We start from the raw sequence: 25,179 nt of genomic DNA on the forward strand, positions 1-25,179 counted from the left end.
TCTTCTCTACTTTTTACTAAGTGCTGCTCGTAGACCATTTAATTGGCTGGCGAGGCTGCCGTCGATCACTTGATGATCGGCTTCAACAATGACACCGCCGAGAATTGATTCATCAACTATCGGGGTTAACGTGGCCTTCTGGTAGCCAAAAACATCAGCGACTTTTGCTTCAAGTTCATGTTTCTTTTCTTCAGAGAGTGGAACAGCCGTAGTGACTGTTCCGTGTGCGATTTTATTGCGTTCATCATAGCGACGTTCAAACTCGTCAATCATAAATGGCAGATCGTCACTACGATTATATTCAAATACTACTAATAGAAAATTTTTGACGATGCCGTCAAAACCGCCGGTGAAAGCATCCATAATAGCTTTCTTTTCAGCGCCTTCTAAACGAACATCCGTTAAAATATTTCCAAGATCGGGAATTTCTTTGCAGATTTCTCGAACAGTCAACAGCTCTTGATAAACGGTGTCGGCGGCTTTATTTTCGATCGCCAATTCAAACAAAGCTTTTCCATAGCGTTTACCAACAGTGTATTTATCAAGCTTCATGTTTCGTATTACCTAACTTATTCATATAGTCGTTGATCAAATCTTGATGAGCGTCTTGCGAAAGCTCCTTGCTCAAGATTTTTTCTGCGATTTGTAGAGAAAGTGTTGCCACATCATCCTTAACAGAAGTCAACGCGTTTTCACGTTCATCCTTAATTTCCGCTTGTGCGCGATCTTTCAGACGAGTCACTTCTTCTTTAGTATCTTTAATGATGTTTTGACGGCTTAGTTCGCCACTTTCTTTCGCATTTTTGATGATATCTGCCGCATCACTACGGGAACTTGCTAACTGAGTTTCGCGTTCTTTTTCTAACTCAGCAGCTTTGATCCGAGATTGTTCGGCAGAATCTAGATCATTGGCGATCTTATCTTCACGTTTTTTTAGAATGTCTTGAACGGCACCCCACGCGAATTTCTTTAATAGCGCCATTAGAATCACGAATGATAACGTAACGACGATTAAATTACCGAGCGTTGTATTGACAGCCTCAGCAATAACTAGATTCAGCATACTCGGTCTTCCTTTCTGTTCTTTCTCATGACAAAATCGTTATACGATTCTGCTGCTCATCTTTGGGACGAGTCTCAACAAAAAAGTCCTGATTTTTATTGGAAAACCATCAACATACCTAATACGACACCTAGAATTGGCACAGCTTCGATCAAACCAACACCGATAAACATGGTTGAACGAATTTGACCTGACATTTCTGGTTGGCGTGCCATTGATTCAATTGCTTTTGAGATTACTTGTCCGTTACCATAGCCAGCCCCAATTGCGGCTCCCATGATTGCGATTCCTGCACCGATAAAGTTCATAATAATTTTCCTCCTAAAAGTGTGTTAAATTTTTTTATTATTCTACCTCGATTTTATGACTGATATAAACCATAGATAGAGTAGTGAAAACAAACGCTTGGATACTACCGATAAATAGTGAGAATGCGATCCAAATCATTTCAAGCGGGATAGCAAATGGCAATGTCCACCATCCTGTGCTTGTCACCATGCTTGCAATCAATGAAAGCAATACTTCACCAGCGAAAATGTTACCGTATAGACGTAAGCCCAACGTAATAACATTTGTAAATTCTTCCATCAACTTAATAGGAAATAATCCTGCAGGTGTGAAAAAAGAATTTTTAATGTAGCTGCCTAGACCTAATTTTTCTGTACCTAGGTAATTGGCTAACACTAATACGAGTAAGGCCAATCCCATGGTTACAAAGGGGTTAGCAGTCGGGCTTTTCCAATAAGTCACTTCGTCACCTGTGACAATTTTTGTGACCAGCCCGATTTGGTTTGCTACAAAAATAAATAAGAACAACGTAAATGAGAACAAACTAAAATTTCTGACTTCTTTACGAGGCATGTTGTCGCCAACAATATTCGTAGTAAAATCAATGACCCACTCAATTGCGTTTTGCTTTCCTTTGGGCTTCAATGATAGGTTGCGGGTAAATGCAAAAACCAGCAAGAAGACAATCACACATGTCAAAATGATCATTGTCGTAACCGTACCATCGAACCATACGGGACCAATATGGAAAACCCAAGATTTTTCATCCAATTCAGTTCACCTCTCTTCCCAGCGACTCGCGTCAGCTCGTGGCTGCTTAGCGCTGCTCCTCAAAATACTATCGTATGTTACCACCAGAGAAAGAAAATTTCAAAGAATTTTCTTGAAATTTTTCGAATAACTCGCATTCTTTTTTTAAATAGTTATTTTATTTTGAGTTAAACGGCTCCAATCGTTAATTTAGCCCACAAAATGGCTAGTATAGATTGTAACTAATCCTATCAAAATCCATTGTGAAGTAAAGAAATTCTCACCAAATATGCGAAAAAGAATATTTTACTAGCGAGAATAATTTTTTAACGTTCGACTGATCTGACGATCGACATCTTTGCGCTTCAAACTTTCCCGTTTATCATACTGATGTTTCCCTTTAGCGACCCCTATCAAAACCTTCGCATACCCATCTTTTAGATAGACCTTTAATGGAACCAGCGTTATTCCTGTATTTTTAACTTCACCAGCTAATCGAGCAATTTGTTTTTTATGCATGAGCAGTTTCCGTGTGCGTACCGGATCATGATTAAAAATATTTCCTTGCTCGTATGGACTGATGTGAACGTTGTATAAAAAGGCTTCGCCATTTCTAATGCGGGCAAAACCATCCTTCAAGTTGATTCGGCTATTGCGAATCGATTTGATTTCTGTTCCTTGCAAAACAATCCCTGCTTCAATCGTATCAATGATCGTATAGTCATGACGTGCTTTTTTATTTTGTGCCACTAATTTGCCTTCGCCTTTTGGCATATTATCCCTTCTTTCTACCCGATTTCTTCTTTTTAGCTACTGATTTATAAAAAGGCTTCTTGCCTTTTTTCTTTTTCTTGTCTTTACCTGTTGTTTTTTGGCGATCTGAATTTTTGCCTTTACCATAATTCTTTTCAGATTTTTTATTATTTTTGCGTCCGCCAGTTGGTTTACGGCGCTGGTCGCGACGATTATTTCCCGGCACCTCTAGTGCAGGGATTTCTTCTGCTTCTAGTAGCTCAAAATCAATCTCTCTAGTCTGAGGATCGGATTTTGTGACTTTCACTCGGACCTTTTGACCAATCTTAAAGGTCTGTCGAGTCCGTTCCCCAACTAATGCTAATTGGTTTTCAATAAAGTGGAAATAGTCTTGTTTTAGCTCATTTAAATGGATCATTCCTTCGACCGTATTCGGTAGCTCAATGAAAATACCAAATTTTGTGACCGAGCTAATGATACCGTCAAACTCTTCACCGACTTTATCCGCCATGTATTCTGCTTTCTTCATGCTATCAACTTCACGCTCTGCTTCTACCGCACGGCGTTCCATTTTCGAACTATGGTCCGCAATTTCCGGTAAAGCTTCCGCCCATTTCTCTTTTGTCGCTTCACTTTGATCATTACTATAAGAACGAATCAATCGGTGAACGATCAAGTCAGGATAACGACGAATTGGTGAGGTAAAGTGAGTGTAATATTCCGCAGCTAATCCATAATGCCCATAATTATCCTCTGAATAGCGCGCCTGCTGCATACTGCGCAGCAACATGGTATTGATGACAGCTGCTTCTGGCTTCTCTTCTACATCATGAATCACTTGCTGCAGATCCTTCGGTGTGATCGTATTCTTTGTTCCTTTGACTAAAATACCTAACGCCGCGGCGAAATCAAAGAAACGCTGCATTTTTTCTTCTTTAGGTTGTTCGTGAATCCGATAGATAAAGGGCAGCTTCAAACGATTGAAGTGTTCAGCCACCGTTTCGTTGGCAGCTAACATGAAGGACTCAATCAATCGTTCCCCCACACCACGTTCACGGAGTTCAATATCTATCGGGCGTCCTTCAGAATCCACAAGAATTTTCGCTTCACGGTCCTCAAAGTTGATAGCTCCACGGCGATTCCTGCGTGATTCAAGAATTTGATGGAGCTCCTTCATTAAACGGAACATCGGAACTAATTCTTGATAACGTTTGATTGTTTCTGGATTCTCATCTTCCAAAATATCATTTACCGCTGAGTACGTCATACGTTCACTGGTTTGAATGACACTTTGGAAAATCTCATGCTGAACAATCGTTCCACTTGGATCAATTTCCATCTCACAACTCATCGTCAAACGCGGCACCTGTGGATTTAAGGAACAGATCCCATTAGATAAGCGTTGCGGAATCATTGGAATCACACGATCGGTCAAATAGACACTCGTTCCTCGTTCAAAGGCTTCTTTATCCAATAGGCTTTCTTCCGTTACATAATAAGAAACATCAGCGATATGGACGCCTAAAAAGTAGTTCCCATTAGCCAATTTTCGAACGGTTACCGCATCATCTAAATCCTTTGCATCGGCACCATCGATGGTTACGATTTGCTGATCCCGTAAATCCCGGCGCCCAACCAGATCAGATTTCGCGATTGTATCAGGTACTTGCTCTGAGGCTGTCTGGACCTCATCTGGAAACTGCGTTGGAATCCCCTGCGCAATTACAATTGACAAAATATCCATTCCTGGATCATTTTTATGCCCGACTACTTTCGTAACGATACCTTCCAAGCTAGTAGCATAGCCCTTTTCCGGATAGTGAGTGATCTCAACAATAACAATACTACCATCAACTGGCTGAATCCCTTCAGCGGCAATAAAAACCTTAAATTGCGCGCTTTTTTTGTCTTTTGGCGTTACATAGCCAAACAGATCAGATTCCGCGATTTCATCGACATCAAAGGCAGTAAATTCTCCAACAATTTGTTGGATTTTTCGTTCCTTGATGGACACCACTCGGCCTTCTGCGCCGCGATCGGAAAAAAGGTCCGCCGTTTTTTGGATATCAATCATGACGATGTCACCATCCATCGCAAAATTCGTCGCTTCTTTGGGAATAAAGATATCCGGCTCTTCTGGATCAATCGTGACAAAACCAAATCCTCGCTCATTCCGACGAAAGATGCCTTCTACTTCGATGGGTTGAAAAGGCAGTTTAATCCGACCTTTTTTATTAAACTCTACGGCCTTTTCCCGTTCTAATTGCGCAACTGTTTGGACTAAGAGTTTATAATCCTCACTTTTACGCATGTTTAAAATTTCTGCTAATTCTTCCATTGAAAGACTTTTTTTGTTGGCTGCTTTCAATCCAGCCAATATTTCTGCTTTAATTGTTTTTCTCTCCATTATTTTCTCTCCAACCAAGAGCGGCTAAAAAATCTGCCACATCTTGTTCTAATTGTCTTCTTTCAGGTCCCACAGTAATTACATGACCGCTTTTGGGATACCAATTCAAGGAAAAAGCTGTCTGCTGCAGTCGCTCTGCTGTCCGAAAAACACCATCGGCTTCAATCATTTCATCTTTTCCCGCCTGTGCCATAAAAAATGGGCTTTTGATTTGTGTCAGATTTTCATAAGCAATCTGAGCTTGTTTCTCAATCGTCGCCAGTTGTTGTTCTACTAACGGACGATAACTTTCGATTTTTTCTTCTGTTGTTTCTTTACCATTTCGTTCTAGCACTTGTTGCGCATATAATAGGAAGTTTTTCGTCACGTTGGTTTTTACTGGAGCGATCGGCGAACAGAAAAAACCACCACCGATAAAACTGTCAGGCTGCTCACATAATAAGCGAGTGGCCAAAGTACCGCCCATTGAAAGACCAAATACCGCAATTTCTTGAAATCCTTTTGATTGTAGAAATTCTACTGCTTCCTGACTGTCTTGCCACCATTGTTCAGAATGCTCGTGTAAGATATCCAGCGGATCAGACGTGCCGTGTCCGGTAAAGAGCGGCGCATAAATCGTGTAATCTAATTTTTCTAAAAAGCGAGCAAGCATTCGCACATCATTGGGACTACCTGAATAGGCATGTAATAATAAGACCGCTCGCTTTCCGTGAGGCAAAAACAGCGATTCAGGGACTTGTACCATGAGTAATCACTCCTATCTTGTAATTAGGTAAATGAAAAAACGAAAAACGATCGTTCCTTCTCGATTTGCATATTTTCTATCTAAGCAGCACATTAAGCCTTTACGTAAACGAGACAGACGTACTGAAGCAACTATTTTTCTTGCTTATCTTCAAGTGTACTTGATTTAGTGTAAATACAAAATAAAAAAGACCTCTCAAGTGAGAGGCCGGTTTTATTTGCTTGATAAAAACATTAATACGAAGAGCAAAATCATCCAAATCGCACCTAAAACTGCGGTTGATCGTTGCATCACAGCCTCAAAGCCGCGTGCTTTTTGCTTTCCGAATAATTGATCCGCGCCACCAGTAAAAGCACTCGCAGCACTATTTTGTTTGCTAGGTTGCATCATGATCGTGATAACGATGATCACTGACAAAACTAAGATAACACCCAAAATAAAATTATACAAAAGATGATCCTCCTTATTTCCAAACTACCTCATTTTTTACTTTAGCACAATTGACGTCGTTTGACTAGAGAAGTCCCAAACTTATTTTCTTAAAACATCTGCATATTCTGATTTTTCTTCAAATTCTTTTTTAGCAAATGGGCAAAGCGGAATAATTTTTTTTCCTTCCTTGCGCGCTTTTTCGACTCCCGCTGCCACGAGTTTTTCTGCTAAGCCTTGTCCACGATAGGTTGGGTCAACAAAGGTGTGATCAATAATCATGATTTCTGGACCCGCATTCGACCAAGTCATTTCTCCTGCTTCTTCTTGTTCATCATTCAATAAGACAAAACGCTCTTTTTCTTCTTTGATTTCCATAATACCGCTCCTTACTCATAATAAATGGATTAATTTTTCCTATAGAAAAATTGGTCTGATTTTTGTGCCGTATGTCATTCCTCTATACTTCATTGGACTCTGACTGGCTGTTTTTGATCTTTCTTGATTCAGCTGTAATCCTGCGAAAAGAGGAACTGAAATCCTTACTCATAATAAATGGATTAATTTTTCCTATAGAAAAATTGGTCTGATCTTCGTAATATAGTTATTTCTCTAAACTCGTCCATGAACTGACAACTTGGCAGTTTTTAATTTTTACTGACGTATTTCAGCGCACCGCTTGGACAGGTATCTACGACATAGCTGGCATTTTCTACGCTGCCGTTATCGGGAATAATCCACGGTCTACGGCCCACTTCAAAAATTTCCGGATTTCCCCGTACACAATTTCCAATGTGTGCGCAAATATCCTTATTGTAGTAAATGTCGATACCGTCACCATGATATTTGCGATACCCTTGGGACAATAATTCTTCTTCGTTCACCGGCTCTTGATCAAATTTACTTCCATCCATTTCAACACTTCCTTTTAGTAAGATTATACTGGGATACAGGAAAAAATTACACTAATTCGTCTTTAAGCCAGCAGTTCAATGAGCGTCTGCATGGCTTGATGAGCATCTGCTTGATCTGGAAAGGCCAAGACAAAGGATCTACCGCCCACAGTTTCTATGATCAATTCAAAGATTCCCGCCTGTTGACGAATTGCAAATGGTTTTAAACTATCTACGGGATAATAAACATTTCGCGGCTCCTTGGTTAATTGATCTTCTTCCAACACATGTAGTCCCCGACTAGAAAAAATCAAAAAATGTTCCGCTTGATCTTCATAGATAGCCAATTGATTTAAACCATCATCTGGAAACAATGCTCGTAGTTGCGCTTGAAGTAATAAGAAACTAGTTTCCTTCATGAGTGACTCCCTGAATTCGAGAGATTGTATTCTTTGAATAAGCCTGTCCCAATTCAAAATAGTGTTGCGCATTCCTTCGATTTTTTTCAATTTCTTCCGGCGTCAATTGACGAATCACCCGAGCTGGCGATCCGAAAGCCAACGAGTTGGCTGGAATAACGGTTCCTTCTGTTACTAAGGACCCCGCCCCAATCAAACTATTTTCGCCGATTTCTGCATGATTCAACACAGTTGCCCCCATGCCGATCAGCGCCCCTGAGTGAATCGTACAGCCATGAATAATGCAGGCATGACCAATCGTTACATAATCCTCAATCACTGTTGGTGCATCATGATCCACATGAACAACCGTCCCATCTTGGACATTCGTCATTTTGCCAATCGAAATCGTATTGCTGTCACCTCTCAAAACACTTTGAAACCAAATTGTGGACCCCTCGCCTAATGTTACATCACCGTAAACATCTGCACTGTCTGCAATAAAATTTGCCATAGTTTTTCCCTCGCTCAACTCTGTTTTTTATTATTTCGATACAAGTCGTTCCCCAACAAGTATAGCATTTATTGTGAAATTCTTCCTTTCTAGTTTACGTTTGAGAACCTAGAAAATCCTTTTGCAGCAAAAATTTAATTAGGAAAAAAGCTGAGCCAAAAGTCTTTTAAACTTTCAGCTCAGCTCCTTTTTACGAATAAACGACACTCATAATGCTGAACGCTTATGAATCGACCTCTAAACGTTCTATTCTGCTTCCTCCATAAACTGGCTGTTATACAGCTGCTCGTAGAATCCGCCTTGTGCTAATAATTCGGTATGCGTGCCATGTTCGATAATCTGTCCATTTTTCATGACTAGAATATGATCCGCATCGCGAATCGTCGATAACCGGTGGGCAATCACAAAACTTGTCCGCCCCTCCATGACACGGTCCATTGCTTTTTGAATCAGACCTTCTAACCGAGTATCGACAGAACTAGTCGCCTCATCCAAAATCAAGATTTTAGGATCAGAAATAATCGCTCGCGCAATCGTCAGTAATTGCTTCTGCCCGAGAGAAACATTGTCTCCCTCAGAATTGATCTCCATTTCATACCCACTAGGCATCGTCCGAATAAAATGATCTACATTGGCAGTCTTCGCGGCATCAACGACTTCATAATCCGTCGCCTCTAAACGTCCAAAACGAATATTATCTCCAATCGTTCCTTCGTATAACCAAGCATCCTGAAGCACCATTCCGAATAAGGAGCGAACATCCGAGCGATTCATTTCTTGAGTGTTTACCCCATCAATGAGAATTCTTCCACTATTGATGTCATAAAAACGCATCAACAGGTTAATCAAGGTTGTTTTACCAGCACCGGTTGGACCTACAATCGCCACCGTTTCTCCAGCTTTTACTTCAAAGCTCAAATCCTCGATTAATGGTTTCTTCGGATCATAACTGAATTGAACATGATCAAAGACCACATTTCCTTGTACTGGTTCTGGCAGCGGCAGATCGTGGTCATTCAATTCTTCTTCTGGTTCATCCAAAATTTCAAAAACCCGTTTAGCTGAAGCCGAAGCACTTTGGATCATTGAAGACAGCTGAGTGATTTCTCCCATCGGCTGGCTGACTTGCCATATATATTGAATAAAGGCTTGCAGCTGACCAACTAAGATTACCCCATGAATAACGTTCCAGCTTCCTAGTATCGCCATCGCAATATATGTCGCATACGCCGTCAATTGCACCAGTGGCTGCATCAAGCTGGAAACAAAGGAAGCTCGGAAACCAAAGCGACGAAGCTCATGATTGACTTTACTAAACCCTGCCAAGGTTTCTTTTTCCCGTCCATATAGTTTTAAGACACTGAAACCGGTCATATTTTCTTGGACGTAACCATTCATTTCTCCCAAAGAATTCTGCATTCCTTGAAAATCCTTTTGCGAAACCTGAACGATTTTTCGAGTGATGACGAGGGATAATGGAATCATAATCATCGAAATCAAAGCCATCATCGGATTGATATAAAACATCATAGCAACTGCTAATAAGATACCCAACACCGCATTAATTGATTTAATGATCGCCTGCTGCATGGCGTTGCTGACAGCATCCACGTCATTAGTTACTCGCGACAAAATATTTCCTTGCTGATTGCGGTCAAAATAAGAAACCGGCAAACGATTGATCTTAGCCTCAATATCCTCCCGCAAATCGCGCATCGCTGACTGTACGACATTGGCCATCAGCCAACCCGTTCCTAGCTGTGTTCCGCAATAAACGATACCGACAATCACGATCACGATCAGCCACTTAAAGACATAATCAAAATTAATAGATTCACCCTGTGCGATATTTTTGCTGACCTCCGTTGTCGGCAGTCCAGTTAGATACGGCATCCACGTCCCCAAAATTAAGGTCGCTACCGCAAGGATCAGCACAATAATGAAAGACTTTTTGTATGGATTGATATAATGCATCAACCGTTTTAAAGAAGAAATGCTGTTTCTCATGCTAATTCCTCCTTTGATAATTGTGATGCGGCGATGTCATAATAGATCGGACATTTCTCTAACAATTCCCGATGTGTTCCGATCCCCACAACATCTCCTTCGTTCAACACGACAATTTTGTCCGCATGCATGATCGTTCCCACTCGCTGAGCAACGATCAAGACCACAGATTCAGTTGTCTCCTTTTTCAATCGAGCACGAAGTTTTGCATCTGTCTGATAATCTAATGCAGAAAAGCTGTCATCAAAGATATAAATTTCAGGGCGGCGAATCACCGCTCGCGCGATCGCCAAGCGTTGTTTTTGTCCGCCAGAGAAATTACTCCCGCCTTCTGCTAATTCTTCTTGATAGCCCTTTGGTTTCTGCGAGATAAATTCCGCAGCTTGTGCAATTTCAGCTGCCTGCTCCATCTCAGCCTGCGTGGCATTCTTTTTTCCGTAACGCAAATTATCTTCAATCGTTCCAGTAAATAATTGGGCCTTTTGTGGGATATAACCGATTTTTTCCCGTAAATCTTTCAATTGATAATCACGTACATCTTGTCCGTTGACTAATACCTGACCCTCCGTCACATCGTAAAAACGCGGAATCAATTGAATCAATGTCGATTTTCCTGAACCGGTACTGCCGATAAAAGCCACCGTTTCACCTGCTTTTGCCGTAAAGCTGACATTGCGTATCACCGGACTTTCTGAGTGACCTGGATAAGCAAATGTTACATTACGAAATTCCAATGAACCTCTTTCTGTTGGTTCTGCTGTTTTTTCAGGATTGTCTTTGATAATTGGTTCCATATCAAAAACCTCTTGAATCCGTTCTGCTGAAACATTCGCTCGCGGATACATCATGAACACTGTAGCAAACAGCATGAAGGAGAACAACGCGTGAAAAATATATTCGATAAAAGCGATTAACGTTCCGACTGCCAAGGCACCATCGCTGATTTGCACAGTCCCGTTCCAGATGATCAAGACCATCACGATATTAAATAGGAAGAAAAATCCTGGCTGTGCTACTGCCATTAAATGAAACAGGCTTTTTGAACTATTCGTATAGGCATCATTCACTAAGCGAAAACGCGTTTCTTCGAATTTTTCATTGACAAACGCCCGAATCACACGTAAGCCTGAAAGGTTTTCCCGTAGAATGCCGTTAATATTATCTAGGTTCTTTTGCTGCTTCGTTGACAATGGTTCCGAATATTTTGCGATCAGGATGACTGCCAATAATAGTATCGGCAACGCCAACAACACGTATATCCCTAAACCTGGACTCGTTCGTATAATCAAATACAAGCTCATACCAAACATCATGGGTGTCATAAAACCTGTAGTCAAAATATTCTGCATGAACAGCATAATTTGATAGGCATCATTGGTTGTGCGTGTAATCAATGAGGGTACACCAATCTGTTCATATTCTGAATGGGAAAAGCTTTGGATCTTTTCGAACAGATCATCGCGAATCGCAGCGACCATTCTAGAGGTGATCTGAGAACTGAAGTAACGCAGCGAAATACTCATGACAATTCCAACTACAGTGATCGCAATCATTAGGATCCCCATCTTCTGTACGTAGTTAAAATCGTTATTTCCAATTCCCTTATCAATCATCATTGCCAAAATCGTCGGCAGTCCTAACTCGATCAGGATAAACCCAAAAACACTGATAAAATCAAATAATAATAGCTTTTTGTAACGCAAGGTATAGCGCAACATTAACTTCATTTTTCTCGCCTCTTTCTATACCGTAATGTCTCCAATATAGCATAAAAAAAATACTTCTGCCTGCATGAAAAATTGTTTTTCTATTTTTACTTTTTTAGACTTTCTGAAAATTTCTAAGGAATCCTCATTTCCCTTCCTAGTTTCTATACTTCTTATTTATTCTGTGATAAACTACAGGTAATTGTTGTAAGAACAACCCAAAGAACGGTGAAATTGTTTTTTCAAGCAAGAAGCAAAGACGAGGCTTCTTCTCAGCGCTTTAAATAAGCTAAAGCGTCGAGCATAAAAAAATAGGTGGCAGCCGCCCCTCATTTTGTCGTGGAAAAAATTGCTATAAAGCAAATAAAGGAGATAGATTCATGATTTACAAAGTTTATTATCAAGAAACCAAAGAACGGAACCCAAAACGCGAACAAACTCACTCATTGTATGTAGAAGCAGACAACGAAGAAATCGTTCACAATTTATTACGCGAAAATACCCCATATAACGTGGAATACATTCAACTTTTAGAAGGCAATCATTTAGAATATGAAAAAGAGAATGCTGACTTCAAGTTAATGGAGTTCTAATATGAAACTTTCGCTAAAAAACAATGAAACTGGTGTCTTTGCCATTGGTGGATTGGGCGAAATCGGAAAAAATATGTATGGGGTTCAATTCCAAGATGAAATCATCATTATTGATGCTGGAATAAAATTTCCTGAAGATGATTTACTAGGAATTGATTATGTCATTCCCGATTTTAGTTATGTAATCCAAAACCTCAATAAGGTTAAAGCATTAGTAATTACACACGGACACGAAGATCATATCGGCGGCGTACCGTATTTATTGAAGCAAGCAAACATTCCTATTTACGCAGGGGCGTTAGCTTTGGCTTTAATCAAGAATAAATTGGACGAGCATGGTTTATTGCGTGATGCAGAATTACATGAGATCGACGAGGATTCTGTGATTCGTTTCCGCAAAACGTCTGTGAGCTTTTTCCGTACGACTCATAGTATCCCTGATCCATTAGGTGTTGTAGTTAAAACACCATCAGGAAATATCGTGGAAACAGGAGATTTCAAATTCGACTTTACACCAGTCGGTCAACCTGCGAACCTGCATCGAATGGCTAAGCTTGGAGAAGAAGGCGTATTGTGCTTGCTCTCTGACAGTACCAATGCCGAAGTGCCAACATTTACAAAATCTGAGCAGACAATTGGACAGTCCATTTTGCGCATTATGGAAAAAATTGAAGGACGAATTATTTTCGCTACCTTCGCTTCCAATATTTCCCGTTTGCAACAAGCTGCTTCAGCCGCTGTGGCAACGGGTCGTAAAATAGCCGTCTTCGGACGCAGTATGGAAAACGCGATCGTCAACGGACAAAAATTGGGCTACATCACAGTTCCTGATGGTACATTCGTGGATGCACATGAAATAAACAATTTGCCAGCAAACGAATTGATGATTTTATGTACTGGATCGCAAGGTGAACCAATGGCGGCTCTTTCACGAATCGCTAATGGTACGCACCGTCAAATCCAAATTCAACCGGATGATACAGTGATCTTCTCAAGCTCGCCTATTCCTGGAAACACAACCAGCGTCAACCATTTGATCAATCTGCTTTCAGAAGCAGGCGCTGAAGTCATTCATGGAAAAGTCAATAACATTCATACTTCAGGTCACGGTAGTCAGCAGGAACAAAAACTGATGCTGCGCCTGATGAAGCCAAAATATTTTGTTCCCATCCACGGTGAATTCCGAATGTTGAAAATCCATACAGGATTAGCACAAGATACTGGCGTTCCTGAAGAAAATTGCTTTATCATGGAAAATGGCGATATGCTTGCATTGACTGCAGACAGCGCACGGCGAGCTGGTCATTTCAATGCTAGTGATGTCTATGTAGACGGCAGCGGTATCGGCGACATCGGCAACGTGGTCTTACGCGATCGTCGCATTCTTTCAGAAGAAGGCTTAGTTCTTTCTGTCGCAACTGTTGATATTGAGAAAAAAGAAATCCTAGCTGGTCCAGATATTTTGTCTCGCGGATTTGTATACATGCGTGAATCTGGCGAAATGATTAATGAAGGACAACGGATTTTGTTCCATGCATTACGAGAGGCCTTAAATGAGGCTGGCTGTACTGAAGCTAAATTGAAAAATGCGATGGTAGCTGCCTTGCAACCGTTCCTATTTGATCAAACCGAGCGCCATCCAATGATTCTACCGATGATCATGACTCCTGATAATTAAACAAAAACGGCTCTTCGTCAAATCGTGTTGGTGAAGAATTTGAATAAAACTTAGTCCGATATGCGGCGCGTTCTCTGCGCCGCATATTTTTGGCTCTTCGTCAAATCGTGTTGGTGAAGACAAATTTGAATAAAACTTAGTCCGATATGCGGCGCGTTCTGTGCGCCGCATATTTTTAGTTTTCAAAGATCAGACCTTGTTGTAAATAGATCCGTGCCCGAAAGTTATAAAAGTTGCGATAACCAAACGCAATTCGTTTAATCAGCTTGATCTTGTTATTCAGCCCCTCAGTGACGCCGTTTGAGTGGGACACCTTAAAGGCATTTGAAATACCCGATTGGTAGCGATGGAAGATCGTAAATTTCTTTTTAAACGACTGAGGTAACGTAGATGAAATTGTTTTAAGGGTTTCTTGAAAGCCTTCCGTATCTCGTTTAACGAAATAATAGCGTAATAATTGACAAAAATGATACGCTGTTCGCAATTCTTCGTTGTAGCTTAACAGTTCATCGACGATTTCTGTTTGACTAATCGGTCGTTTAAACAGTCGGTGATAATGTCTTTTGAGTGGCTCCAATGTCGTGGAATCTTTGAGTAAGAGTTTCCAATATCGCTTGAGCCGACGGTACTTCTTCTGATTTTCAGAGTGTGAGGTTCGAAAACGATTCATGATCTGGACACGCAATTGATTGAAGCTGCGATTGATATGTTGGACAATATGAAAGCGGTCAGTTACGATCTCCGCATTTGGAAAGACCGTTTTAAGCAGCTGACAATAGCTGGCATTCATGTCCATCACTAGGTACTTGACCTTTAAACGAGCTTTTCTAGGAAAGCGCAGGAAGTATTGAGTTAGTTTGTAAAGTCTACGATCTTCAAGGATCGTAAATAGCTGATTGGTTGTTCCATCAACACAAATAAAACTCATGGAACCAGAAACAGACTTCATTGATTTGAACTCATCCATGCATAACACCGTCGGAAGGAAGTTCATACGTGGCTGGTAATGCTTCGTTGCTTCACGCAAGATCCGTGTCACCGTCCCATCCGAGACGAAGTACTTCTTAGCGATTAGTTTACGTGATTGATTTTCGTACAGTTCCATGAGAATCGCCTGCTTCAGTTCCTTTGTTAGTTGATGATGTTCATCAACTAAGTCCGTTTTCGCAGAAAAGGTCCTTCCACAATCATGACAGAGAAAACGGGTACGTTTTAATTCTAAAATAGTTAACTTTTCTTTGACTTTCAACATCTGAGTGCGTGTCGTATAGGAACCGTTGCGGATAATACGAACCGATCGACAGTGTTCACAACAGGAAGGAGAGTCATCCAATTTTCCTTTAATAAACTGCGCTTGAACGCCTTTATATTCTTTTTCAATCAGCCATTCTTCATCAAAAAATAAATGTTTATCTGTTAATCCGAGTAATTTTCTAGTATGATTATCCATTGAGAGACTCCTTTGGTAGGGTGACGTTTTGGTCGACTAAATTTTACCAAAAGTGAGTCTCTTTTTGAGTTGAAACGAAGAAAAAAGTGTTAGTAGAAAATCGCCTTCGATTTTCCACCAACACAAAATATTATAGAACCATATTTTTTAGTTTTCAAAGATCAGACCTTGTTGTAAATAGATCCGTGCCCGAAAGTTATAAAAGTTGCGATAACCAAACGCAATTCGTTTAATCAGCTTGATCTTGTTATTCAGCCCCTCCGTGACACCGTTTGAGTGGGACACTTTAAAGGCATTTGAAATGCCCGATTGGTAGCGATGGAAGATCGTGAATTTCTTTTTAAACGACTGAGGTAACGTAGATGTAATTGTTTTAAGGGTTTCTTGAAAGCCTTCCGTATCTCGTTTAACGAAATAATAGCGTAATAATTGACAAAAATGATACGCAGTTCGCAATTCTTCGTTGTAGCTTAACAGCTCATCAACGATTTCTGTTTGACTAATTGGTCGTTTAAACAGTCGATGATAATGCCGTTTGAGTGGCTCCAATGTCGTGGAATCTTTGAGTAAGAGTTTCCAATATCGCTTGAGCCGACGGTACTTCTTCTGATTTTCAGAGTGTGAGGTTCGAAAACGATTCATGATCTGGACACGTAATTGATTGAAGCTGCGATTGATGTGTTGGACAATATGAAAGCGGTCAGTTACGATCTCCGCATTTGGAAAGACCGTTTTAAGCAACTGACAATAGCTGGCACTCATGTCCATCACTAGGTACTTGACCTTTAAACGGGCCTTTCTAGGAAAGCGCAGGAAGTATTGAGTTAGTTTGTAAAGTCTGCGATCTTCAAGGATCGTAAATAGCTGATTGGTTGTCCCATCAACACAAATAAAACTCATGGAACCAGAAACAGACTTCATTGATTTGAACTCATCCATACACAACACTGTCGGAAGGAAGTTCATACGTGGCTGGTAATGCTTCGTTGCTTCACGCAAGATACGTGTCACCGTCCCATCCGAGACGAAGTACTTCTTAGCGATTAGTTTACGTGATTGATTTTCGTACAGTTCCATGAGAATCGCCTGCTTCAGTTCCTTTGTTAGTTGATGATATTCATCAACTAAGTCCGTTTTCGCAGAAAAGGTCCGTCCACAATCATGGCAGAGAAAACGGGTACGTTTTAATTCTAAAATAGTCAACTTTTCTTTGACTTTCAACATCTGAGTGCGTGTCGTATAGGAACCGTTGCGGATAATACGAACCGATCCACAGTGTTCACAATAGGAAGGAGAGTCATCCAATTTTCCTTTAATAAACTGCGCTTGAACGCCTTTATATTCTTTTTCAATCAGCCATTCTTCATCAAAAAATAAATGTTTATCTGTTAATCCGAGTAATTTTCTAGTATGATTATCCATTGAGAGACTCCTTTGGTAGGGTGACGTTTTGGTCGACTAAATTTTACCAAAAGTGAGTCTCTTTTTGAGTTGAAACGAAGAAAAAAGTGTTAGTAGAAAATCGCCTTCGATTTTCCACCAACACAAAATATTATAGAACCCAAAACATCCATCTAATTTCCTAGATGGATGTTTTTTTATTCTTGAGCTTACTATCATTTTCTAACTGTTAAAAAATAATTTTCAGTTTTTATGCAAAAAAAAGTATTATTTTCTTGAAATTATCAAAAATCAATTGACAATCAGCTGCTTTATTTGCACAATGAAAGTTAGTTAGAAAAAGCTATAAATTAACACGTGTTATTTTATAGCTTCTTCAATCCAAAATAAAGGAAGATTAATTATGGTAAGAACTCAACGCGTGCAACGAAGCCAGATTATAGATGGTGCTTATCAATTGATTATCAATGAAGGCTTCAAAAAATTTCATGCTCGTAATATCGCAGAACATATCGCTTGTTCAACCCAGCCAATCTATCGTGAGTTTGCGAATCTGGCGGAGCTAAAGTCGGTTTTAACTACCCGCGTTTTATTGAAATATGCCGATTTTCTGGAAGATCAGGAACCAAAGACACTACAAGCTCTCTCAAAAGCGATAACCAATTATGCCACCGATTACCCAGATGAATTCTATCGCTTTTTCCTACAGGATTCTGATACGATTCAATTAACTAAGCAAGTCACTAGAGACATATTTAATACCATTAAGCCTGAAAAAAGTACCACCCTCTTCTTTGATTTTTTCTGGCAATACTGTATCGGTAAAGCCGCATTAGCAGTTAATAATGCCAATCATGTCGAAAATTTAGAAGAGGATCGCTTCTTCCAATTTTCGACGGAAAATTAAATCATTACTGCTTCTCATATGCAAAATATATGAAAGAAACCAAGCAAATCAGAACCAAAATAAAAAGCCTTAGAGATTTTTTCTCTAAGGCTTTGTCGTATTATTGCTTAGTTACGTTAGCTGCTTGAGGTCCGCGATCGCTTTCTTCAACATCGAAAGTTACTGCTTGTCCTTCTTCTAATGTTTTAAAACCGTCGCCTTGGATAGCTGAGAAATGTACGAATACATCGCTGCCATCTTCACGAGTGATGAAGCCAAAACCTTTTTCTGCGTTAAACCATTTTACTGTTCCGTTTTCCATGAATAAAATCCTCCTCGTGCCTAAGCACTTAATTAAGTATGTGTAACATTGCCGGCCTACGAAAAGGGAAACATCTGTATACCAACTCGTATCTCAAACAAAATTACAATAATAGTTTAACATTCTACTTATTCTATGCGCAAGGGTTTTCAATTGCTACTTTAAGTACTTTTCTTCACGCAAACTGAAATATTTGGTTTCACCAACAATAATGTGGTCTAATAACTCGATTCCCATCATCGCTCCGCACTCCTGAACACGTTCAGTAAAAGCCAAATCATTATGTGACGGCGTGGGATTTCCCGAGGGGTGATTATGCCCTAATACCACCCGCGCTGCACTAATTCGCACCGCCTCGCGAAAAATTTCCCGGGGATGGGCGATACTCTGATTCAGCGAGCCAATGAAGATCGTCTTCTGCGAAATAATTTCATTTTTCGTATTCAAAAAGAAGGCGACTAAATGCTCTTGATGATAATCCTTTAGTTCTGTGATCAACTGTTGACCTAAAGAAAGACTAGATTGAACCTTCCCCATCTTTGGCTGTAATGCGCGATTGATTCGATGACCAAATTCCATCATCGCCTTTAATTCAATTGCTCGCGTCTTGCCAATTCCCTTAAATTGCTGCAGCTCCTGCAGCGTTGCATGCTTTAGATCATAGAGTGCTGGGTATTCACGCAAAATACTACCCGCTAATTCCATCACATTTTGCTGACGCGATCCATTGCGCAAGATAATCGCTAGTAGTTCCTGATCCGATAAATGCTTCTCACCTTCTCTAAGCAAACGCTCCCGCGGCCATGAACTTTCAGGCAGCTCTTGTAATAACAAACTTTTTTCCATAAAAAACTCCTTTGCTACTTTTCTTTAAAGTACGCAAAGGAGTTGATTTTATGCTTCTAAAAAGTCGATTACCTCATGCAAGGTGGAGAAAACCGATTCTGTTTTTTCTTTTAATTCAGTAGTTGGCGGAAGAATATCCGGTACCATCACTACTGGCACCTCCGCTCCTTCTGCGGCTAAGATCCCATTTTTCGAATCCTCTAACACTAAGCAATCTTCAGGCGCAAGTCCTAAGCGATTCGACGCGATTACAAAAATTTCTGGATCAGGTTTGGCAAATTTCACGTCCTCAGCTGAAATAATGTCCGAAAATTTGTCACGAATTCCTGCATGCTCCAGTAAAATTTCAATAATCGGTCGCACATTACTAGACGCCACTACCCGCGGAATTTCTTTTTCCTCTAAATAAGCGAGCAATTCATGGACACCTGGTTTCAAATCGACCTCACCGGTTTTGAAACGATCATGAGCCATTCCCCAGCTTTCATCGATAAATTTTTGCACCGTCTCCTCGCCATGATCAGCATACATTTTGTGCAGCTCTGCCCAGACCTCTTCATCTGAGATACCGATAAAACGTGCATAAATCTCTTTCGTAAAAGGCAGACCGTATTTCTCAGCTACCACCAAATTGGCTTCGCAGTAAATCGACTCCGTATCAAACAATAAGCCGTCCATGTCGAAAATGATTCCCTTAACTTTTTTCATTCGTACCTCCTAAATTTAATAATAATTGACGTACTTCAGAAACGAAGTACAATGAGCCCGTAATCAATAGTAAATCATCTGCACCCATATCCTCTAATAATTCTCCTAAGCCGAATTGCCATAATGAAACCACCTCAAAGCGGCTATCCAGATGGTCAAAGCGACTAAGATCCAACGCTTTAGGATATTCAAATGTGGTCAGATAAATGTGAGCATTAGGAATTTCTGAAAGCAATGCAAGCATCTGGTCAACATCCTTCGTCTCCAACGCTGAAAAAAGAATATTGATATTATAATCGCGAAATTCGCGTTTTACATTTTCTACTAAGCGTTTCATGGCATGTCCGTTGTGCGCCCCATCCATGACGATCAAGGGTTCGTCACTGACCTTTTCCATTCTAGCCGGCCATTGTGCCTTCATCAACCCTTTTTGAATTGTCTTCTCTTCAAATGGCAGACCCTTTTGTTCACAATAGAGATGATACAGCTCAATCGCTACTCCGGCATTTTCTACTTGATGACGCCCCAATAATGGTACCTTCAGTGATGTAAGCTTGCCAGCTTGATCGGTAAAATTGAACAGCTCGCCCCAAGTAGGATCTGGACGCAAATAATCCACTTGGTATTCTTCGCCGTAGCGATACATTTTTGCTGTCTCATTCGCTGCCTTTTCCACAATTTCGATCAACGGACCTTTCGTAATTTTTCCTGTTACTACGGGTACATTTTTTTTGATGATTCCGGCTTTTTGTCCGGCGATCTCGTTTAAGGTATCTCCCAAAACATCCATATGATCGTAGCCGATCGTTGTAATAGCCGTCAAAATCGGTTTCACGACATTGGTTGAATCCAGCAAGCCGCCTAAGCCAACTTCAACGATGGCAACGTCCACTTGTTCTGTCGCGAAATAATCCAGCATGATTGCTGTCAAAATCTCAAATTCCGTAATCCCGCTAATTGCTGGGTCTCGATCAAGCTCAGCGACGATTGGCTGATATTTTTCGACATAGACAATCAGCTGATTGTCTGGAATTGGCTGGGCGTCAATGGCGATTCGTTCGTTAAATTCTTCAATGTAAGGGGAAGTAAAGCTGCCGACAGTCACTCCCGCCTCAATTAAAATACTGCGTAAATAGGCAACTGTTGAACCTTTACCATTCGTTCCGGCAATATGAATCACAGGCACCTTTTTTTCTGGATTATCTACTTTATCTAATAACGCTTGGATGCGTTCTAAACCTGGGCGTGAGCCAAATTTTTTACGACTATGAATCCAAGCAATCGCTTCTTCTATCATCAATAGTATTCGCCTCGTTTATCTCTTTTTTTGCATGCCTCTAGTATAGCAAAGTTTCCTGAAGAAAGATGGATAAGTGCTGAGGAAATCCACCAATTTATAAATTTAGTTATGAGATTATCAGATAAAAAATGAGCGCGACCCAAATTACAGGTCACACTCATCAATCAATTAAGAAATCGTCCGCAGACTTTCAATCCGTTCTTGAACCGCTGCTTGTTTTTCTAAATAATCTTTTTCTTTTGCTCGTTCTTCAGCAACCACGTTTTCAGGTGCATTCGCCACGAAGCGTTCATTGGCTAATTTACCTTGGACACGTTTGACTTCACCGTTCCATTTTGCCAATTCTTTTTCAAGTCGTTTGATCTCTTCTTCGATATTGATCAAACCGGCTAATGGCAAGTAAATTTCTGCGCCAGTCAATACGGCTGACATCGCCAAGTCAGGTGCTGTAATGTCGCTTGCAATCACCAATTCTTCTGGATTACAGAAGCGTTCGATATAGCTGGTGTTCTCAATTAAGAATTCATCGATTTTTTGATCATTCGTTTTGATCAGTAAAGTAATTGGTTTTGAAAGTGGTGTATTCACTTCCGCCCGAATGTTTCGAACTGAACGAATCAATTCCTTCAAAAATTCCATACCTTTTGCGGCTGTTTTGTCATCGTATTCTGGATGAACCACTGGATAGTCCGCAACAACTAATGACTCGCCAGTATGTGGAATCTTCGCCCAAATTTCTTCTGTTACAAAAGGCATAATTGGATGTAATAGACGTAAGGTTTGATCTAAAACGTAAACCAAAATGCTCTTCGTCGTTTGTTTTGCTTCTTCATCTTCTCCGTAAAGAATTTCTTTACTCATCTCGATATACCAGTCACAGAAGTCATCCCACATGAAGTTATACAATTGACGTCCAGCTTCACCAAATTCAAATTGATCAAACAGGCTGGTTACTTTTTCAATCGTTTCATTCAAACGAGTTAAAATCCAACGATCCGCCACAGTTTTCTCACCAGAGAAATCAATATCTTCAGCGGTAAAGCCTTCAACGTTCATAATTACGAAACGAGAAGCATTCCAGATTTTATTGATAAAGTTCCAAGCTGCATCCATTTTTTCATAACTGAAGCGAACATCTTGACCTGGCGCTGAACCTGTTGATAAGAACCAACGCAATGCGTCAGCACCATATTGCTCAATCACGTCCATTGGATCGATCCCGTTGCCTAAAGATTTACTCATCTTACGGCCTTGTTCATCACGAATCAAACCGTGGATCAACACATTTTTAAATGGACGTTCATCCGTGAATTCCAAGCTTTGGAAAATCATCCGGCTTACCCAGAAGAAAATAATATCGTAACCGGTCACTAAGGTACTGGTTGGGAAGTAGCGTTTGTAATCTTCACTTGCTTCGTCCGGCCAGCCCATCGTAGAAAACGGCCATAAGGCTGAACTGAACCAAGTATCTAATACATCCGGATCTTGTTCCCAATTTTCGCTATCCGCAGGAGCTTCCATGCCAACATACATTTCGCCGGTTTCTTTATGATACCAAGCAGGAATACGATGTCCCCACCATAGTTGACGTGAAATAACCCAGTCGTGGACATTTTCCATCCAAGTCATAAAGGTATTGTTAAAACGAGGCGGGAAGAAATCTACTGCGTTATCCGTGCTTTGATTTTTCACTGCTTGATCTGCCAACGGTCCCATCTTAACAAACCATTGAGTTGATAAACGTGGTTCAACAACAACACCCGTACGTTCTGAGTGCCCAACGCTGTGAACCATTTTTTCGACTTTGATCAAACGACCGATTTCTTTCAAATCAGCAACGATTGCTTTACGTGCTTCGAAACGATCCATGCCCGCATACTTGCCGGCCAGCTCATTCATGCTGCCATCCGGATTCATCACGTTTACTCGCGGCAAATCATGACGATTACCCACTTCAAAGTCATTCGGGTCATGAGCAGGAGTAATTTTCACTGCCCCTGTTCCAAACTCACGATCAACATAACTGTCCGCAATGATTGGAATTTCTTTATCGACTAATGGTAAAATTACTGTCTTACCAACCAAGTCTTGGTAGCGTTCATCTTCTGGGTGGACAGCAATCGCTGTATCTCCTAACATCGTTTCAGGACGAGTCGTCGCAATTTCCAACACACCGCTGCCATCACTTAACGGATAAGAAACATGATAGAAGGCACCCTCTAAGTCTTTATGGATAACTTCAATGTCAGACAAAGCCGTTTTCGCTTGCGGGTCCCAATTGATGATGTATTCGCCACGATAGATTAAATCCTTCTCGTATAACGAAACAAAAACCTTACGCACTGCATCGGATAAGCCATCATCAAGAGTAAAACGTTCACGGCTATAATCCAGGGATAAGCCTAACTTCGCCCATTGCTCACGAATATGTCCTGCGTACTCTTCTTTCCATTCCCAAACCTGATCAACAAATTTTTCACGACCAAGATCATAACGGGAAATACCTTGTTCTCGTAATTTTTCTTCAACTTTTGCTTGCGTCGCGATACCCGCATGGTCCATCCCAGGCAGCCACAGCGTATCAAAGCCTTGCATCCGTTTCTGACGAATGATCATATCTTGCAACGTCGTATCCCATGCATGACCTAGATGCAACTTCCCAGTTACATTTGGGGGCGGAATAACAATCGAATAAGGTTTTGCTTGCTGATCTTCTGATGGCTTGAATAAATCTTGGTCCAACCATTTTTGGTAACGACCCGCTTCTACTTCTTGCGGATTGAATTTTGTTGGTAAATTTTCAGTCATTTAAATTCCTCCTATTTTAAAAGATTGATTGCTGGTACAGCTTCTTTAGTCAAAGCAACAGGTACTCTTTTCGTGCATATACGAATCCGCTAAACAGTTCCGTTTCATGTTTCGTCAGAACCTTTTTAACTAGGATGTGCATCCACAATAAATTGCGAAAAGCAGAACTAACGAAAAAAAATCCTAGAACACAACTGTGTTCTAGGACGTAAATTACGCGGTACCACCTAAATTGCAGAAAAAGACTCTGCCGCTCGAACATGTGTAACGGACATGTACCGTGCGTTCTTACTTCTTTCAGATCGCAAAACTCCCAAGCTACCTTCTATGAGTCAAAGTAAAGATGTTTCAGCCGTGCATCTTCTCTCTAGAACTTTAATCCTCATATACTCCTCTTGATCATCGTCTGACTCATTCTACAATGAACTCGGAAACTTGTAAAGTCCTACTGACCATCAAAATAGATCAACGTCTGTAACTCCGAGGTTAAATCAATATAATGGACATGGACATTATCCGGCACTTTTAAAGGATCTGGCGCAAAATTTAAAATGGCTGTGACTCCATTTGCAACCACTTGGTCAATTGCTGCTTGAGCATTTTGACTGGGAACCGTAGAGATAGCAACAGTAATTTTTTCTTCCGCCAACACCTCATCCATCTCATCAATCGAATGAATAAGGTAGCCACACAGCTCTTTGCCAACCTTTTCAGGATCGTTATCGAATGCACAAACAATATTCAAATTTTCATTGCGACGAAAATTATTATTTAGCAGCGCTTGGCCTAAGTTCCCGCAGCCAATCAATGCGATCCGTTTTTCTTCCTTCGTTTCCAGCATGTCGCTAAAAACCTTAATCAAGTCGTTGACATCGTAGCCGTAACCACTGCGGCCAAGCTCTCCAAAATGGGAAAAGTCACGTCGAATCGTCGCAGATCCTACCTGAGTCATTTTGCTGAGCTCGGAAGATTTGATGCGAGTAACACCATTTTTCTCCAATCCTTTCAAACAACGTAAATACAAAGACAGTCTTTTAGTTGTCGCTTTCGATAGTTGGGGTTTTTGAATGATTCGCTCCATGTTTTTTCTCCTTGTTCGTTTTAATGTAATAATTTTTTTTCAAAAAATTAGGCTGATTCTCTCGCCGTATATCATTCTGCTAAACAGTTTCTTTTGCTCGTTTTGAACATAGCTTTTTATTTCTTCTGAGCTATAGATACTGCGAAAAGCTGA

26 protein-coding genes and 1 other annotated feature are annotated in these 25,179 nt (G+C 40.6%); of the genes, 4 read left to right on the plus strand and 22 right to left on the minus strand.

Annotation, left to right across the window (positions count from 1 at the left end; all coding sequences use genetic code 11):
• Positions 1 to 6 precede the first annotated feature (6 nt).
• The 7 genes from atpH to AUF14_RS10310 all read right to left on the minus strand — a co-directional run bounded on the left by atpH (position 7) and on the right by AUF14_RS10310 (position 6,006).
• Positions 7 to 552 (minus strand): ATP synthase F1 subunit delta, encoded by a 546-nt coding sequence (atpH, locus tag AUF14_RS10280; protein WP_016181234.1) that lies wholly within the window; start codon positions 550 to 552, stop codon positions 7 to 9.
• Positions 542 to 1,063, minus strand: a complete 522-nt coding sequence (gene atpF / locus AUF14_RS10285) for a F0F1 ATP synthase subunit B (RefSeq protein ID WP_016181233.1) — start codon at positions 1,061 to 1,063, stop codon at positions 542 to 544. Before atpF ends, atpH begins: the two co-directional genes overlap by 11 nt.
• Before the next feature lie 95 nt (positions 1,064 to 1,158).
• On the minus strand, positions 1,159 to 1,371 hold the full coding sequence (atpE, locus tag AUF14_RS10290) for an ATP synthase F0 subunit C (protein WP_010743272.1): 213 nt from the start codon (positions 1,369 to 1,371) through the stop codon (positions 1,159 to 1,161).
• Between the two features lie 37 nt (positions 1,372 to 1,408).
• Complete coding sequence (atpB, locus tag AUF14_RS10295) at positions 1,409 to 2,122, minus strand: F0F1 ATP synthase subunit A (RefSeq protein ID WP_048718669.1); 714 nt, start codon at positions 2,120 to 2,122, stop codon at positions 1,409 to 1,411.
• Between the two features lie 288 nt (positions 2,123 to 2,410).
• Positions 2,411 to 2,875 (minus strand): SsrA-binding protein SmpB, encoded by a 465-nt coding sequence (smpB, locus tag AUF14_RS10300; protein ID WP_010746755.1) that lies wholly within the window; start codon positions 2,873 to 2,875, stop codon positions 2,411 to 2,413.
• Position 2,876: 1 nt separating this feature from the next.
• On the minus strand, positions 2,877 to 5,261 hold the full coding sequence (gene rnr / locus AUF14_RS10305; protein WP_102866029.1) for a ribonuclease R: 2,385 nt from the start codon (positions 5,259 to 5,261) through the stop codon (positions 2,877 to 2,879).
• Positions 5,242 to 6,006, minus strand: coding sequence for an alpha/beta hydrolase (locus tag AUF14_RS10310; protein WP_016181230.1), 765 nt, complete (start codon positions 6,004 to 6,006; stop codon positions 5,242 to 5,244). Before AUF14_RS10310 ends, rnr begins: the two co-directional genes overlap by 20 nt.
• 31 nt (positions 6,007 to 6,037) lie before the next feature.
• Here AUF14_RS10310 and AUF14_RS22515 point away from each other — a divergent pair, with 31 nt between their 5' ends.
• On the plus strand, positions 6,038 to 6,175 hold the full coding sequence (locus AUF14_RS22515) for a hypothetical protein (protein ID WP_193756244.1): 138 nt from the start codon (positions 6,038 to 6,040) through the stop codon (positions 6,173 to 6,175).
• Positions 6,176 to 6,219: 44 nt separating this feature from the next.
• On the opposite strand, the gene secG is transcribed toward AUF14_RS22515, so the two are convergent.
• The 7 genes from secG to AUF14_RS10345 form a co-directional block, all read right to left on the minus strand.
• Positions 6,220 to 6,456 carry a preprotein translocase subunit SecG gene (gene secG, locus AUF14_RS10315; RefSeq protein ID WP_010746758.1) on the minus strand — a complete coding sequence of 79 codons (237 nt, stop codon included), beginning with the start codon at positions 6,454 to 6,456 and terminating at the stop codon, positions 6,220 to 6,222.
• An 81-nt stretch (positions 6,457 to 6,537) separates the two neighbouring features.
• Positions 6,538 to 6,813: a GNAT family N-acetyltransferase gene (locus AUF14_RS10320; protein WP_016181229.1), complete on the minus strand. Its 276-nt coding sequence runs from the start codon at positions 6,811 to 6,813 to the stop codon at positions 6,538 to 6,540.
• 269 nt (positions 6,814 to 7,082) lie between these two features.
• Positions 7,083 to 7,349, minus strand: coding sequence for a (4Fe-4S)-binding protein (locus AUF14_RS10325; RefSeq protein ID WP_016181228.1), 267 nt, complete (start codon positions 7,347 to 7,349; stop codon positions 7,083 to 7,085).
• A gap of 62 nt (positions 7,350 to 7,411) precedes the next feature.
• Positions 7,412 to 7,747 carry a hypothetical protein gene (locus AUF14_RS10330; RefSeq protein ID WP_016181227.1) on the minus strand — a complete coding sequence of 112 codons (336 nt, stop codon included), beginning with the start codon at positions 7,745 to 7,747 and terminating at the stop codon, positions 7,412 to 7,414.
• A complete protein-coding gene (locus AUF14_RS10335) occupies positions 7,734 to 8,240 on the minus strand; it encodes a gamma carbonic anhydrase family protein (RefSeq protein WP_049221858.1) in 507 nt (168 codons plus the stop codon). Before AUF14_RS10335 ends, AUF14_RS10330 begins: the two co-directional genes overlap by 14 nt.
• Before the next feature lie 246 nt (positions 8,241 to 8,486).
• Positions 8,487 to 10,247: an ABC transporter ATP-binding protein gene (locus AUF14_RS10340; protein ID WP_016181225.1), complete on the minus strand. Its 1,761-nt coding sequence runs from the start codon at positions 10,245 to 10,247 to the stop codon at positions 8,487 to 8,489.
• Positions 10,244 to 11,974 (minus strand): ABC transporter ATP-binding protein, encoded by a 1,731-nt coding sequence (locus tag AUF14_RS10345; protein ID WP_016181224.1) that lies wholly within the window; start codon positions 11,972 to 11,974, stop codon positions 10,244 to 10,246. Before AUF14_RS10345 ends, AUF14_RS10340 begins: the two co-directional genes overlap by 4 nt.
• Before the next feature lie 359 nt (positions 11,975 to 12,333).
• Between AUF14_RS10345 and AUF14_RS10350 the strand changes: the two genes are divergently transcribed.
• Both AUF14_RS10350 and rnjA read left to right on the plus strand, forming a co-directional pair.
• Complete coding sequence (locus tag AUF14_RS10350; RefSeq protein ID WP_016181223.1) at positions 12,334 to 12,546, plus strand: DNA-directed RNA polymerase subunit epsilon; 213 nt, start codon at positions 12,334 to 12,336, stop codon at positions 12,544 to 12,546.
• A 1-nt stretch (position 12,547) separates the two neighbouring features.
• Complete coding sequence (rnjA, locus tag AUF14_RS10355) at positions 12,548 to 14,224, plus strand: ribonuclease J1 (RefSeq protein WP_016181222.1); 1,677 nt, start codon at positions 12,548 to 12,550, stop codon at positions 14,222 to 14,224.
• A 175-nt stretch (positions 14,225 to 14,399) separates the two neighbouring features.
• Here rnjA and AUF14_RS10360 read toward each other — a convergent pair whose 3' ends face one another.
• Together AUF14_RS10360 and AUF14_RS10365 are read right to left on the minus strand one after the other, a co-directional pair.
• Complete coding sequence (locus AUF14_RS10360) at positions 14,400 to 15,674, minus strand: ISL3-like element IS1476 family transposase (protein WP_016252543.1); 1,275 nt, start codon at positions 15,672 to 15,674, stop codon at positions 14,400 to 14,402.
• Between the two features lie 147 nt (positions 15,675 to 15,821).
• Positions 15,822 to 17,096, minus strand: a complete 1,275-nt coding sequence (locus AUF14_RS10365; protein WP_102866030.1) for an ISL3-like element IS1476 family transposase — start codon at positions 17,094 to 17,096, stop codon at positions 15,822 to 15,824.
• A gap of 382 nt (positions 17,097 to 17,478) precedes the next feature.
• Here AUF14_RS10365 and AUF14_RS10370 point away from each other — a divergent pair, with 382 nt between their 5' ends.
• The gene (locus tag AUF14_RS10370; protein ID WP_049219234.1) at positions 17,479 to 17,982 is read left to right on the plus strand and encodes a TetR/AcrR family transcriptional regulator; all 504 of its coding nucleotides are present in this window, start codon (positions 17,479 to 17,481) and stop codon (positions 17,980 to 17,982) included.
• 100 nt (positions 17,983 to 18,082) lie between these two features.
• Here AUF14_RS10370 and AUF14_RS10375 read toward each other — a convergent pair whose 3' ends face one another.
• The 6 genes from AUF14_RS10375 to AUF14_RS10400 all read right to left on the minus strand — a co-directional run bounded on the left by AUF14_RS10375 (position 18,083) and on the right by AUF14_RS10400 (position 25,026).
• The gene (locus tag AUF14_RS10375; protein ID WP_016181220.1) at positions 18,083 to 18,283 is read right to left on the minus strand and encodes a cold-shock protein; all 201 of its coding nucleotides are present in this window, start codon (positions 18,281 to 18,283) and stop codon (positions 18,083 to 18,085) included.
• 156 nt (positions 18,284 to 18,439) lie between these two features.
• Positions 18,440 to 19,129: a RadC family protein gene (gene radC, locus AUF14_RS10380; RefSeq protein WP_048719610.1), complete on the minus strand. Its 690-nt coding sequence runs from the start codon at positions 19,127 to 19,129 to the stop codon at positions 18,440 to 18,442.
• Positions 19,130 to 19,177: 48 nt separating this feature from the next.
• Positions 19,178 to 19,837 carry an HAD family hydrolase gene (locus tag AUF14_RS10385; protein WP_049219309.1) on the minus strand — a complete coding sequence of 220 codons (660 nt, stop codon included), beginning with the start codon at positions 19,835 to 19,837 and terminating at the stop codon, positions 19,178 to 19,180.
• Positions 19,824 to 21,134, minus strand: a complete 1,311-nt coding sequence (locus AUF14_RS10390; RefSeq protein WP_053089552.1) for a bifunctional folylpolyglutamate synthase/dihydrofolate synthase — start codon at positions 21,132 to 21,134, stop codon at positions 19,824 to 19,826. The genes AUF14_RS10385 and AUF14_RS10390 overlap by 14 nt, the downstream gene beginning before the upstream one ends.
• Before the next feature lie 171 nt (positions 21,135 to 21,305).
• Positions 21,306 to 23,945, minus strand: coding sequence for a valine--tRNA ligase (locus AUF14_RS10395; RefSeq protein WP_049219313.1), 2,640 nt, complete (start codon positions 23,943 to 23,945; stop codon positions 21,306 to 21,308).
• A 199-nt stretch (positions 23,946 to 24,144) separates the two neighbouring features.
• Positions 24,145 to 24,357 (minus strand) — a binding site (T-box leader).
• A 33-nt stretch (positions 24,358 to 24,390) separates the two neighbouring features.
• The gene (locus tag AUF14_RS10400) at positions 24,391 to 25,026 is read right to left on the minus strand and encodes a redox-sensing transcriptional repressor Rex (RefSeq protein WP_016181215.1); all 636 of its coding nucleotides are present in this window, start codon (positions 25,024 to 25,026) and stop codon (positions 24,391 to 24,393) included.
• Between the last annotated feature and the right edge of the window lie 153 nt (positions 25,027 to 25,179).

Origin of the sequence: Enterococcus avium (genome assembly GCF_002891025.1) — a bacterium.
Lineage (GTDB): Bacteria > Bacillota > Bacilli > Lactobacillales > Enterococcaceae > Enterococcus_A > Enterococcus_A avium.

Coding starts and splice junctions, on each gene's coding strand:
- AUF14_RS10350 (WP_016181223.1), top strand. CDS start 12,334: ATGATTTACAAAGTTTATTATCAAGAAACCAAAGAACGGAACCCAAAA.
- rnjA (WP_016181222.1), top strand. CDS start 12,548: ATGAAACTTTCGCTAAAAAACAATGAAACTGGTGTCTTTGCCATTGGT.
- AUF14_RS10330 (WP_016181227.1), bottom strand. CDS start 7,747: ATGAAGGAAACTAGTTTCTTATTACTTCAAGCGCAACTACGAGCATTG.
- AUF14_RS10320 (WP_016181229.1), bottom strand. CDS start 6,813: ATGGAAATCAAAGAAGAAAAAGAGCGTTTTGTCTTATTGAATGATGAA.
- smpB (WP_010746755.1), bottom strand. CDS start 2,875: ATGCCAAAAGGCGAAGGCAAATTAGTGGCACAAAATAAAAAAGCACGT.
- AUF14_RS10345 (WP_016181224.1), bottom strand. CDS start 11,974: ATGAAGTTAATGTTGCGCTATACCTTGCGTTACAAAAAGCTATTATTA.
- AUF14_RS22515 (WP_193756244.1), top strand. CDS start 6,038: ATGAAAAAACGAAAAACGATCGTTCCTTCTCGATTTGCATATTTTCTA.
- AUF14_RS10335 (WP_049221858.1), bottom strand. CDS start 8,240: ATGGCAAATTTTATTGCAGACAGTGCAGATGTTTACGGTGATGTAACA.
- AUF14_RS10365 (WP_102866030.1), bottom strand. CDS start 17,096: ATGGATAATCATACTAGAAAATTACTCGGATTAACAGATAAACATTTA.
- AUF14_RS10395 (WP_049219313.1), bottom strand. CDS start 23,945: ATGACTGAAAATTTACCAACAAAATTCAATCCGCAAGAAGTAGAAGCG.
- AUF14_RS10390 (WP_053089552.1), bottom strand. CDS start 21,134: ATGATAGAAGAAGCGATTGCTTGGATTCATAGTCGTAAAAAATTTGGC.
- atpH (WP_016181234.1), bottom strand. CDS start 552: ATGAAGCTTGATAAATACACTGTTGGTAAACGCTATGGAAAAGCTTTG.
- atpE (WP_010743272.1), bottom strand. CDS start 1,371: ATGAACTTTATCGGTGCAGGAATCGCAATCATGGGAGCCGCAATTGGG.
- AUF14_RS10340 (WP_016181225.1), bottom strand. CDS start 10,247: ATGAGAAACAGCATTTCTTCTTTAAAACGGTTGATGCATTATATCAAT.
- radC (WP_048719610.1), bottom strand. CDS start 19,129: ATGGAAAAAAGTTTGTTATTACAAGAGCTGCCTGAAAGTTCATGGCCG.
- rnr (WP_102866029.1), bottom strand. CDS start 5,261: ATGGAGAGAAAAACAATTAAAGCAGAAATATTGGCTGGATTGAAAGCA.
- atpF (WP_016181233.1), bottom strand. CDS start 1,063: ATGCTGAATCTAGTTATTGCTGAGGCTGTCAATACAACGCTCGGTAAT.
- AUF14_RS10375 (WP_016181220.1), bottom strand. CDS start 18,283: ATGGAAAACGGAACAGTAAAATGGTTTAACGCAGAAAAAGGTTTTGGC.
- AUF14_RS10325 (WP_016181228.1), bottom strand. CDS start 7,349: ATGGATGGAAGTAAATTTGATCAAGAGCCGGTGAACGAAGAAGAATTA.
- AUF14_RS10360 (WP_016252543.1), bottom strand. CDS start 15,674: ATGGATAATCATACTAGAAAATTACTCGGATTAACAGATAAACATTTA.
- AUF14_RS10385 (WP_049219309.1), bottom strand. CDS start 19,837: ATGAAAAAAGTTAAGGGAATCATTTTCGACATGGACGGCTTATTGTTT.
- AUF14_RS10400 (WP_016181215.1), bottom strand. CDS start 25,026: ATGGAGCGAATCATTCAAAAACCCCAACTATCGAAAGCGACAACTAAA.
- AUF14_RS10370 (WP_049219234.1), top strand. CDS start 17,479: ATGGTAAGAACTCAACGCGTGCAACGAAGCCAGATTATAGATGGTGCT.
- AUF14_RS10310 (WP_016181230.1), bottom strand. CDS start 6,006: ATGGTACAAGTCCCTGAATCGCTGTTTTTGCCTCACGGAAAGCGAGCG.